Consider the following 13,125-nt stretch of genomic DNA (forward strand, 5'->3'; position numbering starts at 1 on the left):
CTAAGCACCAGCACCGTACTTAGCCGCATCACGAGAGTTTCCATCTATAAACAGAGCCACTAACGGCTCCTGGTTCTGTTTGTCGCAAGCTCCTAAGAATAAAACTATTTCAGTCACTCCAGCTTTCTGAAGAGATTTTTTAGTCTCACTTTCATCGGGCATATCTTCAACGCTGACTTTTGACACATAAACCCTCTTGGCGTTATGCGTTTGGTCTTTCCAGGCGTAAATTATAAACGGATAAAGCTCTTTTAATCTGTTATTTAAGCCAACTGGCAAACCGACAGACTTATCTTCTGAAGTTGCTACATATTTAGCAGCCATAGTTAATTTGTCCTTAATAATAGGTAGAATGTCCCGCTTCTTCTCGTCGTTTTCGTATCCAGTCATTTTATGTTCAATCTTTTTAGCCTCTTCAGTGCGCGCGTCAATTACTGCGACCACAGTACCGTCACCACCACACTCAACATGCAGTACATCCACAATAGAATCTTCTTTAAGCCACGGAAATGTCTCGCTATCAAGTATCACAGCATCTCCCGCCTTCAATCCAATCTCTACCGGCCGAGAGTCTTCTTCAGCTCTCGACTTCGGTTTATTTGACCTTTTCTTCTTGGTGGCTTTCCTCAAAGATTCACCCGCAATTTCAGGCGCCACTTCATAGCCATTCAATTTCTCCGAAAGCACCCTCAGCGCGTCGTCTAGAGCCTCTCTCAGACGTTCTTTAGCCATAGACTCAGCAAGACTACGAACCGCTGGACTGTTTTCCTTAACTGTCGCTTCTTTATACTGCTTGGCTAGCTCCTCTTCGCTTGGCAATTTTATGGATTTTATAAACTTAAGAACACTTTTGGCAAATTTTAAATCATCCTCAGGATTGATGCCATTACATTCCTTATCTTCAACCTCCTTAAGTTTCCGACACTTAAAGTCTTCCAGGAAACTACTGAACTTCATCTTGTCATCATTACCTGGGATATATTCAGGTCTAGTAATTGTAAAATCATCAGGTAAACCAAAAGCCCCATCCTTAGTAAGACTATCAGTCACAGCCTTCCTTGCCTCTGCGATAAAGCGCATATATTCACTATCTGCAAGTTCAGGACTAATTATTTTATTAGCATACTGCCATCGTATTACGTCGGGAATCGCATACTCTTCAGCTTGGCAAAATTCTGGAATATTCACTTTCGCCAGCTTTTTGGGAAAAACTACACTAAGATTCTCCCTTATAAATTTCTCGTATGTTCCATTAAATATACTTCTTAACGATTCTTTGACTTCCTCTATATCAAAGTCTATCTCTATGCAATCTGGAAGCCTGTTATACTCTTCCTCAATTTGTCGAAATAACTCAAGAATATTCTCATAAGCCTCTTGATATTCACCGCGCAACTCTTCACCTTCAACAAGAAACGGTACATGCTTAATAATAAACTCTACATAATCTATAATTTGACTTATGTATTTTTTATTATGATCTTCTGCCTGAGGCAGTTTACCTTCAACAACATAACCAGACTGTCGTCTTTCACTCATAAACTAATACTATATCAGCTTATAGATATAAAGTCAATTATATTACCCTGTTAACTTCTTCTAGCGTCGTTTCGCCACGAAGAGCCGCCAAGACTCCAGCCTGCAGTAGCGTCACCATACCATCCTTCTTCGCAGCTTCCTCGATTGCGCCCGCATGCACGTCGTTAACATCGCCACGCAGAAACTTCTGGATATTCTCACTCACCACCAGCTGCTCCATCACCGGAATACGCCCCTTATAACCAAATGGTACATCATCCGTCGGCATAGCTCGCCACAGCTTGAACGTATCCAAATTTGGACAATCAACGCCCTCTGGCAAATCCTTAAGAACTTCCTTGACCCACTTGCGTGTCGCCTCGTCTGGCTCGTATTCTTCCTTACTATCGTCCCATAATCTCCTGACCAGCCGCTGCGCAATCACCAGCCGCACTGCCGAGCTAAAAATCGGATTCTGCCCAATCATATCAATCATCCGACTAAACGCCGCCGCAGTCGAGTTGGCGTGAAAGCTGGATAACACCAAGTGACCAGTAATCGACGCCTGAATTGCCGTCTTAGCAGTCTCGTTGTCGCGAATCTCACCGACCATCACCACATCTGGATCAAGGCGCAAAACACTACGCAGCCCATCAGCGAACCTCTGGCCAGTTGTTGTATCAATTGGAATCTGTGTAATTCCCGGAATTGTATTTTCCACCGGGTCTTCCAGTGTAATAATCTTTCTATCTGGCGTATTTAAAGCATTCAAAATGCTATACAATGTCGTCGATTTTCCTGAGCCAGTCGGACCAACCATCAACAACATGCCACGCGGATGCGAAATGACTTCATCGATCTGATCACGTTCTTTCTTTGAGATATTTAAAAGATCCAGATTAAGCATTGATTCGTCAAAGTTAAATAGGCGCAGAACAATGTCTAATCCATAAACCGTCGCCACCGCCTCCACGCGTAAATTCAGCACATGAGACACTCCGTCTCGATGAATTTCCTGTTGCATATGACCCGACTGCGGCTCTCTGGAGGCAGTAGAAATATTTGCCCGCGAGGCTAATGTCGCCATAATCACCCGATAACGATCTCGGCTCAGCTCCGCCACAGTATGTAGCGCTCCATCAACACGCATCCGAATTCGAATTGACTCACGCTGATTTTCAATATGGATATCTGACGCGCCCAGCAAATCCGCCTGATCAACCAAATAATTGAACACGTCATTTGTGCCCACAGACGCTAAAGTCTGAGTAACCTGCGCCAACGTATCACTATCACCATCTTTAGCAATCTCGATATTATCATAAATAACTCTCTTTGGTGGATCAAACCTGAGCATAATTGACCGAAACGCCGAACCGGAAATAAGAAAGAAGAATATTCGCTTGCCACTCTCCGTATATTTATCGCGCATCTGCTTCATTAACGACTCAGACGTCTGCGAAGTAACACCAAACCGGTAAGACTGGTCCTCCTCATTAAACGCCAGCGGCACCAACCGGCCCTTATACATTTCATCGATTGTCAAAACGTCTTTAAGTAGAGGCAGAGTGTCTTCAAATTCCCGCCCATCCAGATATTGAAGTCCTAAAATTGACGCTCGGCGACGAGTCGCTTCCTCATCCTGCTCGCGGCGGCGCGCCTGAATTTTATCTTCGTCCATACGAGAATTATAGCAAAAAGCTTACGGTTTGACGAGTGATATAATAGTCATATGCACCCAGAAATCACGTTGTTGGTTCACAATATTCGCTCAACACATAACGTTGGGGCAATTTTCCGCACGGCCGAGGGATTTGGTGTGAAGAAGATTATTCTTAGTGGCTATACACCGTATCCAGATTTGAGCTTATGCAGCGAGGCGCCTAGCTGCGCGCTTGTTGATGGAGAAATTCGATCCGAAGATATTCGCCTGCCGCACATTCGTGAAAAAATCACCAATCAAATTCACAAAACCGCCTTAGGTGCGGAAAGTTTGGTGCCATTTGAGTTTTACGAAGATATCAATGACTGGATTAAAGAGAATCAGCGAACAGAAAACTTGCCAATTATCGCGCTGGAGCAATCAAAAGACAGCGTGATGCTATCAGAATTTCAGCCGCCTGAAAAATTTGCGCTGCTACTCGGAGAAGAAGTCCACGGAATCACGCCAGAACTTTTGGATAACTGCGATTTCACCGTAGAAATCCCGATGTTTGGCCAAAAAGAATCATTCAACGTGTCGGTCGCAACAGGAATTGCACTGTTTGGACTGATTTTCCCGAGAATGAAATAATCTCAACAACGAATAAATAAATCCCTCAAGTCTGATTATTGACTTTATTAAGTATATGTGTTATATTTATAAAAGCCTTCTTCGGAATCCCCCGGAGAAGGTAGTCCCTCAGAGCGAAAGGGTTTTAGAAAATGTTTGACATTTTCTTCATCTTTATAATCATGGCAACCATGTATATTTCATGGTATAGCTACAAAGCTCCCTCGGGGGTTAGTCGCGGATTGCATGCACTAGCCATCGCCTCGGCGGTATGGCTGTTACTTTTCTTCGCCTACTTCATGGTGGGCGAATCGCCGGTTAGACCTCAGTATCAAAAGGAGCTGATGTATATATGGTACTTCGTACTCTCAATCGCATATGCAACCTTTTATTATAAGGGTTGCATCAAAGAGCGCGAAAGACTTCAGGGGCGCAAGTCCCGCTGATAGTTAGCCCGCCGTAGAGCAAACAGCTCCGGCTGAGACCTCTGTCAGCGGGCTAACTATCACTTTAGAATTACGCACTCTTCACCCAGAGTGTTTTTTAATTGGCTTAATAGGTTATCATTAGCATCCACCTTAAATGGCAGACGCATGGCTGATTTTTCCTTTTCCCCCAGAACCAAAACCACGTCAGTCGTGCCAGCATTCTCACCACAAACAGACTTCATTTTCACTAACCGCGGATGATCATTCGGGTCTTTAATATATACAAACAACTTGGAGGCGGGGATTTCCGGAGTAACGTTAACCGGCGCCGGTTGAGTTTTTGGCTGAAACTTATCCGCATCAGATTTTACGACAGGCTTGGGCGTGATTCCATTCTTCTGACTGCGATAAGCCTCGCGGCGTTCTTTCTTAACCGCAGAACTAACCTTTGGAGCGTCCATCTTACGACCAGTTGACTCATAGCCATTAATATCATTGTCTGTAATCGCGATAATGTCATCAGCAATGAGTTTACTTTCACTACCCAAATTTCCATCACGATCTCGCGCTGAGTTTTTACCAGAAACTCGAATTACCGTATCCTGAAGCAACTTAGCGCCAACTTTTTCATACAAATTCGGAAAGACAATTATTTCACCCTCACCAAATTTATCCTCAATTCCCACAAACGCCATCTTTGAGCCACTCTTCGTCACAATTGTCCGAACTGTACTAATAATTCCGCCGACCGTCATCATTCGGCTGTCATACTCCGGAACCAATTGCGTCAATGGCTGAGTTTGCTCGCTTAGATAAGTCTCGTATCTATCAAGCGGGTGTGCCGAAATATACAGCCCCAGTAGTTCCCGCTCCCACATCAGACGTTCTTTATCATCATGCTTTACTGGCGCTTTCTGTAGATTAAGTATCGACTGAACGCTTGCCGTGTCATCACCCAACATACCGAACAAATTAGTCTGACCACTGGCGGCTTCTTTTTGAAGCTTAGAGGAAAATGCCGTGATGGAGTCCAGATTGAATAGCAAATCCGACCGATCGCCCATATTGTCAAAGGCGCCGGACTTAATAAGAGATTCCCAAGCCTTACGATTAAACTTGCTGGTCGAAACACGCTTGGCGAAATCCTCCACCGACAAGAACGCGCCTTCCTCGCGCGCCCGCAAGACTTCCTCAACCGCACCAACACCGACACCCTTCACTGCTGACATACCAAAGCGAATTTTATTTTCATTAGGCACCACAGCAAATTCAACGAACGATTCATTGACATCTGGACTAAGCACATCAATTCCCATATGTTTACATTCCGTGATCTCAATTGCCAAACGATCCGTGTCATCATGGTCACTGGTCATCAGTGCTGCCATAAACGCGTCCGGATAATGCGCCTTCAAATAAGCCGTCCAATAGGCAATCAAGCCATAACAAGCAGCGTGCGATTTATTGAAACAATAGTTAGCGAACTCCTCCAGCTGTGTCCAAAACGTTTCCGCAATTTCCTTAGTAGCGCCACCGACCTTAACCGCACCTTCGACAAATTCAGGCTTAACTTTTTTCATCAAGTCAATCTTTTTCTTACCAACAGCTTTACGCAGCGTATCAGCCTGACCACCAGTAAAGCCGCACCATTCCTTAGAAATCTGCATAAATTGCTCTTGGTAGACCAAAATTCCGTAAGTATTTTTTAGTGAGTTTTTCATTCCAGGATGCAAATAAGTTATTTCTTCTTCGCCATGTTTGCGCCGAATAAAACTGTCAATAAACTGCATCGGGCCCGGACGATAAAGAGCCACCATAGCGATAATATCCTCAAATGTGGTCGGCTTTAGTCCGCGCAAATACCGCTTCATCCCCGCCGACTCCAACTGGAATACTCCGGTTGTATCGCCGCGCTGGAATAGCTCATAAGTTTTCTTATCGTCAAGCGGCAGCTGCGAAAGATTAATCTCTGTATTATAAGCTTTTCGGATAATCCGCATGGCGTTGTTAATAATCGTAAGGTTACTGAGGCCCAAAAAATCCATCTTAAGAAGCCCCAGTTCCTCAACTTCACCCATCGGGAATTGAGTAGCCACCACGCCTTTTTGTGCCATTTCCAGCGGAATATAATTAACCAGCGTGTCTGGCGCGATCACCACACCACAAGCATGAACTCCGTGGCTGCGAATCGTGCCTTCAAGCTGAATAGCATAATCTAATACTTCTTTGGCAGTAGGATTATTCTCATACTCACGGCGCAAATCTGCATCTTCTTTAATACTGACCGATAGCGGAATATGACGACCCTGGTTTGGCGGCGGCACCAACTTAGCCAAGCGGTCGCTCTCGGCGTAAGGAACTTCCAGCACCCTGGCGACATCGCGCACCGCCATACGCCCAAACATTTTACCAAAGGTAGCGATATTCGACACATGATCGCGTCCATATTTTTCAGCGCAATATTCAATCACTTCGTCACGTCGGGTGTCTTGAATATCGACGTCGATATCCGGCATGGAAATACGATCTGGATTAAGGAAACGTTCAAACAGCAGACCGTACTTTAGCGGGTCAAGGTCAGTAATATTCAGTGCGTAGGCGATAATCGAGCCAGCCGCACTGCCCCGACCCGGCCCGAAGACAATCCCCTGGGATTTGCCCCAGTTGATAAAATCCTGGACGATCAAAAAATAACCCTCGTAGCCCATATTGCCCATCACGCCCAGCTCCATCTCGGCGCGCTGGCGAACTTCGTCGGATAATTGCGGAATGATGTCGTCAGGATCTAATTTTTCGGCTTCTTCTTTGGAGGCGCCGTTGTAGCGCTGCAGCAAGCCTTGATAGGTCAATTTCAGCAGGTACGAATGCTCATTTTCGCCATCGGGCAGCGGATATTTCGGAATGAGGATGCGGCCCAGCTCAATTTCAACATCGCAGCGGTCGGCGACCTTTTTGGTGTTGCGAACGACTTCTGGATATTCCTCGCCCCAATGGTCAATAATATCCCGTGGGTCAGTTAAATGCAGCTCAAAATCCTTCAGACTCATCCGCTTTTCGTCACTTAGATACGAACCGGTACCGACACATAGCAAAATTTCGTGCGCGTCTTGATGATCATGCGTCAAGTAGTGCCCGTCGCAAGTCACCACCATCTCGATATCCAGCTCCTTCGATAGCTTAATCAAGCCCTCATTGATTTTTGCCTGGACGTCCCAGCGCGTATTTGATTTTGGATGGCCGTGATCTTGCAACTCGAGATAATACCTATCACCAAAGACTGACTTGTACCATTTGGCAATATCTCGCGCTCGATCATAATCATCATCTCTAAGCGCCACACCAATTTCACCACTGGCGCAACCGCTCAGTACAATTAAACCCTCGTTCAACTCTTCTAATAAATCATGATCAGTCCGCGGCTTATAGTACATTCCCTCCAAGTTGGCTTGCGTAGACAACTTCATTAGATTATGAAAGCCGGTGTTGTTCATCGCTAACACCGTCAAGTGAAAGCGCTGCTTGTCCTTGGCTGGGTCGCGGTCAAAGCGTGAACGTGCCGCTACGTATGTCTCAATACCGAGGATCGGTTTAATACCGGCTTTTTTGGCGGTCTTATAATAGTCAAGGATGCCACTCATCGTACCGTGGTCAGTTACCGCCGCCGCCTCCATCCCAAACTCTTTGACTTTATCAACCAAATCATTGATTTTAGTCAAGCCATCCAGCACCGAATGAAAGGTGTGATTATGCAGGTGTACGAAATCAGACGGCTTCAAAGCCGCCGGCGAAGATTGTCCGCTATTTCCCCCAGTCATTACTAATGATTATAGCATGTTATTGACGGTGCTGCATCGTCTCAATCAGATGATTGATAAAATCAGCCAGCGGCGGAAAAATATCCGCAAATTGTCCCAGTAACCAGATTAACAATGTGATTAACAATGTCGCACCCAGCGCACTACCGACACCAAAGAAAATTCCACGAATAAAATTCATCCAATAGACTTGGCGCCGCGAACGATGAAAATCAAAAAATAAATCCTCTAAAATCGCCTGTCTAGCACCGTTTTCATTATCACGAATAACTTTTCGTGATAATTTATCTGGTTGTTTTTTGGCTGTTTTTTCTGCCATTATTTGTCCTTTTCTTAGTAAAATACTTCGCTAAAAATCCACCCTTTGAGGTTAATCTTTTAGCCAGCCCAGCACCAATCGAAACAGCACTGACAATTCCACTAAAATCAGAAACTCTCTTGGTAATTGTTTCTACTGCCTGCTGAGTTTGGCGAATCTGGTGCGTTAATTTAATAATAGAAATCACCATAGCAACCAACATGATAATAAATATCACCATGAGAATTACCAATACTACAAGTAGTCCGTTCATGCTTTTTATTATACATTATTTTAAGCGATTGGTCAGATGGGCGCGTAGCTTGTCGCCAAAGTTAGGATCGCGCAACCCAAAATCAATCACTGTCTTCAGGTACTCTAATTTATCACCGGTGTCGTAGTACGTACCGTTGGTAATCTCCACGCCATAAAAATCAAACCCATCATCAATCATCTCCTGCATAATCGGCTGGATGGTGAATTCGCCATGACCATCAAACTGGTCTTTGGCTTTATCCAAATAGCCAAAAATCTCACCAGGCAGCAAATAGCTACTGACACTCGCTAGGTCAGACGGCGCATTGGTTTTTCCAGGCTTCTCGACGATATTAGTCATTTTTATAACACCATCGTTAATTTGCTGGCCATTAACGATGCCATAACGATCAAACTCTGAATCATCGGTAATTTTCTTACATGACAACACTGCGCCCTGAAGATTTTCTGACGCCTCGATCATCTGCCGGAAACGACTTGGATTAGCCGTTATAAAGTCATCGGCAAAAGTATAAATCACCGGTTCATCGTGGCGAATTAAATGCGAGGCGCAAGCCAGCGGCGTTGCATTGCCGTAAGGACCTTTCTGGCGGATATAAACGAAGTTAGCCATCTCAGACAAACGCTGTACAGTATCAATCAGCGGCTGCTTTTTAGCGCCACCAGCGCGCAAGTTAGCTAGCAGCTCTTCGTTCGGCGCGTCAAAATGATCTTCAATCGCTCGCTTATTGGCACTACCAATGATAATAATATCTTTGATGCCTGCTTCAACTAATTCCTCGACGACATACTGGATGATTGGCTTATCAATCAGCGGCAGCATTTCTTTGGGCATAGCTTTGGTCTGAGGCAAAAATCGCGTACCAAAACCAGCAGCGGCGATGATAGCTTTGGTTGGTTTTTTCATACTTTAACTCCTATCCTGTCCTATTCCTGAAGAATTAAATCCTATAATTTTTCGCGAATCAATTTCTGCGCCAGGCTCGGATTAGCCTGACCTTTAGAACGCTTCATGACTTGACCAACTAGGTAACCAATGGCCTTATCTTTACCGGCTTTAATGTCAGCAATGGAAGCTCCCGAGGCTGGGTCGCTGAGTACTTCGTCGACGATGGCGGCAATGGCGCCTTCGTCAGATACCTGCAGCAAGTTCTTTTCTTCGGCAAGCTTGCGCGGATGTATGGCACCCGCCAATAATTCATTAAACAATTCCTTGGCATTGGTACTGGAAATCTCCGCCTTCTCGGTCATCTCCGCCAGCTCCACCAAATCCTCAACTGATACGCGCGGCGCACTAGCATCAACTGACGTACTGTCATTATTGGTGTCATTATCGCCAGCGGTCAAAGCACTAGCAAACCAGTGTGCCACTCGCTTAGCAGACGCGTCACCTGATTTCTCTTGAACTTCCAGCATGATACGGGCGTAATTTTGGTTCGATAGCAGCGAATTAACCACTGATTTATCCAAGCCTAGTCCGCTCCATTTTTCACGATATTCACCCGGCAACATCGGTACTTCAGCCTGAATTCGCGCAATTTCCTCATCGCTCAGCACCACTGGCGGAATGTCAGCATCAGGCATGTAGCGATAATCCTGGGCGTCCTCTTTTGAACGCTGCGAAGTGGTAATTTGTTTATCATCACTCCAGCCGCGGGTCTCCTGCACCACCGACTCACCACTTTCCAGCAGGTCAACTTGACGTTTGAATTCGTATTCAGCGGCACGCTCGACGCTGCGAAACGAATTGAGATTTTTGACTTCCGCGCGCTTACCGAGCTCAGTCGCGCCTTTCTTAGCCACCGAAATATTAACGTCAAAGCGCATGTTACCATGATACAAATCACCGTGCGTCACGCCAGCATAAACCATTAATTTGTGCAGCTCCGAAGCGTAGGCTTTGGCCTCCTCGGCAGAATGAATATCCGGCTCAGAAACAATTTCGATCAGCGGCGTACCAGCACGGTTGAGGTCGACCAACGAGTACCCATCGTGATGAGTCAACTTGCCAGCGTCTTCCTCCATGTGCGCGTGATGAATCCGTACTCGTTTGAGCGAGCCATCCTCCAGCGGCGCATCGACATAGCCAGCCAAAATGATCGGCTGGTACATCTGTGAGGTCTGATAGCCCTTTGGCAGGTCAGGATAGAAATAATGTTTGCGATCAAATCGGCTAACGCGAGCAATCGGCGCATTCAACGCTTTACCGGCGCGCACCGCCAGTTCGACAGCGTGCTTGTTGAGCACTGGTAGCATTCCTGGCAGACCGAAGTCGATTTGGTGCGTTTTTTCGTTTGGCTCGGCGTCGCGGGCGTCGTTGTCAGCCGGGCTGAACAATTTGGTCTTGGTCGCCAGCTGGACGTGGCATTCGATACCAATAGTCATTTCATATTCATCATATACACTCATCATAACGCTCCCAAATCTTTTAGTGCTTGTTCAAAGCTTGTCATGGCTCGTCGAAAACTCTGCGCGGTTAGTTTCACGTTGGTTTCGTGGGCAATTTGATTGCGCAATTTGTGTGCCGCCCACAAGCCATTTTCATCCGTCCAATCACCCTTGCGAGCTTTCAGTCTGTCGCCCATCGTCGTACCCGCCACGCCAGATTCACGCATGGCTTTGTCTAGTAGTTTGTCGGCTTTGACAATTGCCATTTGCAGGCTATCCGCGTTACCCGCCTTAGCGCCGCGCTGAATTGCCCGCCAAACTTTTCGGTACATTTCCCTGTCGAGTTTTTGATGTCCGCGTGATGTTAATTGGATAAAAATAATCAACAAAGCACCAATCACCAGCGCCGCTACCACCAGCGCAATCAACAATCCATCCATCAGGCAGCCTCCACTTCTGACGCCAACTTCAGCAAGTTGCTGTCTGACTGGCGGTCACCAATCAGCTGCACGCCAATTGGCAAGCCTTCATCGTTACTTCCAGCTGGCACGGAAATTGCCGGCAGCCCCGCCAGGCTGGCTGGCACCGTCATGATATCCGCTAGGTACATCTTGATTGGATCATTGGTATTTTCGCCAAGTTTGAACGCCGGTGTTGGTGCAACTGGCATCAACAGTGCGTCGTACTCAGCAAACAACTGTTTGAACTCATTGATAAGCAGCGTGCGCGCTTTTTGTGCCTGCATATAGTAAGCGTCAAAGAAACCGCTCGACAACACAAAACTACCGATCATAATTCGCCGTTTATTCTCCATCGTAAAACCTTCGTTGCGGCTGCGACCATACAATTCCGCCAGCGTTTTCACTTCAGCCGCCCGGTGGCCATAACGCACGCCATCATAGCGCGCCAAGTTTGACGATATCTCCGCTGGTACAATGATGTAATACATGGCCAGCGAATGCTGCATCATGCTGAGGTCCACTTCTTCAACATCATAACCCAGCCGCTTCAATTTCCCAGCATAATCAAGCGTTGTTTGGCGAACTGCCGCGTCCACGCTATCAGTCATACACTGCTTCACCAAACCAATCTTCTTCTTAGTAAAGCCTGGCTGACTCTGCCAAAAGTCCGGTAGCGTGGTCATATCCTTGTCGTCACGGCCCGCCATGATTTCCATCACCAAATTAGCGTCATCAGCATTCCTCGCGAAACAACCAATAGTGTCGGTGCTCGAGGCCATAGCTACTACGCCGTAGCGACTGACTGCACCGTAAGTTGACTTAACACCGACTACGCCGTTAAAGCTGGCAGGCTGACGAATCGAACCGCCAGTGTCTGTACCCAGCGCAAACGGCACCACATCAAGCGCTGTCACTACCGCCGAACCACCCGATGAACCGCCAGCTACGCGAGTTTTGTCCGCAGCGTTTTTGGTCGGACCAAAGGCCGAGTTTTCTGTCGAACCGCCATGGGCAAAGGCGTCCAAGTTGGCCTTGCCGATGCAGATTGCGCCTTCAGCCTCCAACTTCTCAACGGCTGTGGCTTGCAGTGGCGCGTTAAAATTCTCGAGCATTTTTGCGGCAGCAGTTGTCGGCGCCCCAAAGGCCAAAAAATTGTCTTTCACAACAAATGGCACGCCGGACAGCCGCCCAGAAACTTCGCCCTTATCCACCAGCTCGGCTCGCTCCAACGCCCGCTCTTCCGTTAAACTGAGTAGTGCATGATATTCTTCAATCTCGCGCGCTCGTCGCAACGCCTCTTTGACATTTTCGACTGCACTCTTTCCGGTAAAATCACTAATCCGACTCATTACAATACCTGCGGCACTTTCACTTGATTGTTCTGTTTTTCAGGCGCCAGCTCAAGTAACTCGTCTCGAGAAATCCCTGACTGAACCTCATCTTCACGCCAGACATTTTCTAGACCCGTCACTTGATAAGTTGACTCCACACCAGACGTATCGAGCTCGCCCAGCTGCTCAATATAGCCAATTATATTTTCCAAATCCTGGCGTAGTCCATCAACTTCATCATCGGCCAATGCCAGACTACTTAAACTCGCCAAGTGCTGAATATCACTGGTAGAAATATTTGTCATATCAATATTATACCACTAAAAAAAGTCGCCCAT

General features: G+C 46.5%; 11 protein-coding genes. 1 reads left to right on the forward strand and 10 read right to left on the reverse strand.

Annotated features, from left to right (window positions below):
• Both TM7x_RS02300 and TM7x_RS02305 read right to left on the reverse strand, forming a co-directional pair.
• Positions 1–1,539: a hypothetical protein gene (locus tag TM7x_RS02300; protein WP_039327528.1), complete on the reverse strand. Its 1,539-nt coding sequence runs from the start codon at positions 1,537–1,539 to the stop codon at positions 1–3.
• A gap of 37 nt (positions 1,540–1,576) precedes the next feature.
• Positions 1,577–3,199: a GspE/PulE family protein gene (locus tag TM7x_RS02305; RefSeq protein WP_052198834.1), complete on the reverse strand. Its 1,623-nt coding sequence runs from the start codon at positions 3,197–3,199 to the stop codon at positions 1,577–1,579.
• Positions 3,200–3,250: 51 nt separating this feature from the next.
• On the opposite strand from TM7x_RS02305, the gene TM7x_RS04130 reads away from it, so the two are divergent.
• On the forward strand, positions 3,251–3,811 hold the full coding sequence (locus TM7x_RS04130) for a TrmH family RNA methyltransferase (protein WP_039327530.1): 561 nt from the start codon (positions 3,251–3,253) through the stop codon (positions 3,809–3,811).
• A 484-nt stretch (positions 3,812–4,295) separates the two neighbouring features.
• Here the strand turns inward: TM7x_RS04130 and dnaE are convergent, their stop codons facing one another.
• The 8 genes from dnaE to gatC are packed head-to-tail and all read right to left on the reverse strand — an operon-like array spanning position 4,296 to position 13,092.
• On the reverse strand, positions 4,296–8,033 hold the full coding sequence (gene dnaE, locus TM7x_RS02320) for a DNA polymerase III subunit alpha (RefSeq protein WP_052198835.1): 3,738 nt from the start codon (positions 8,031–8,033) through the stop codon (positions 4,296–4,298).
• 19 nt (positions 8,034–8,052) lie between these two features.
• The gene (locus tag TM7x_RS02325; RefSeq protein ID WP_039327535.1) at positions 8,053–8,352 is read right to left on the reverse strand and encodes a DUF5665 domain-containing protein; all 300 of its coding nucleotides are present in this window, start codon (positions 8,350–8,352) and stop codon (positions 8,053–8,055) included.
• On the reverse strand, positions 8,318–8,572 hold the full coding sequence (locus tag TM7x_RS02330) for a hypothetical protein (protein WP_138074086.1): 255 nt from the start codon (positions 8,570–8,572) through the stop codon (positions 8,318–8,320). Before TM7x_RS02330 ends, TM7x_RS02325 begins: the two co-directional genes overlap by 35 nt.
• Positions 8,573–8,620: 48 nt before the next feature.
• Complete coding sequence (locus tag TM7x_RS02335) at positions 8,621–9,514, reverse strand: UTP--glucose-1-phosphate uridylyltransferase (RefSeq protein WP_039327539.1); 894 nt, start codon at positions 9,512–9,514, stop codon at positions 8,621–8,623.
• Positions 9,515–9,555: 41 nt separating this feature from the next.
• Positions 9,556–11,019: an Asp-tRNA(Asn)/Glu-tRNA(Gln) amidotransferase subunit GatB gene (gene gatB, locus TM7x_RS02340; protein WP_082001345.1), complete on the reverse strand. Its 1,464-nt coding sequence runs from the start codon at positions 11,017–11,019 to the stop codon at positions 9,556–9,558.
• Positions 11,016–11,435 (reverse strand): hypothetical protein, encoded by a 420-nt coding sequence (locus TM7x_RS02345; protein WP_039327542.1) that lies wholly within the window; start codon positions 11,433–11,435, stop codon positions 11,016–11,018. Before TM7x_RS02345 ends, gatB begins: the two co-directional genes overlap by 4 nt.
• On the reverse strand, positions 11,435–12,805 hold the full coding sequence (gene gatA / locus TM7x_RS02350) for an Asp-tRNA(Asn)/Glu-tRNA(Gln) amidotransferase subunit GatA (protein ID WP_039327544.1): 1,371 nt from the start codon (positions 12,803–12,805) through the stop codon (positions 11,435–11,437). The genes TM7x_RS02345 and gatA overlap by 1 nt, the downstream gene beginning before the upstream one ends.
• The gene (gatC, locus tag TM7x_RS02355; protein WP_039327546.1) at positions 12,805–13,092 is read right to left on the reverse strand and encodes an Asp-tRNA(Asn)/Glu-tRNA(Gln) amidotransferase subunit GatC; all 288 of its coding nucleotides are present in this window, start codon (positions 13,090–13,092) and stop codon (positions 12,805–12,807) included. Before gatC ends, gatA begins: the two co-directional genes overlap by 1 nt.
• Positions 13,093–13,125 lie beyond the last annotated feature (33 nt).

The organism is Candidatus Nanosynbacter lyticus, assembly GCF_000803625.1.
GTDB lineage: Bacteria > Patescibacteriota > Saccharimonadia > Saccharimonadales > Saccharimonadaceae > Nanosynbacter > Nanosynbacter lyticus.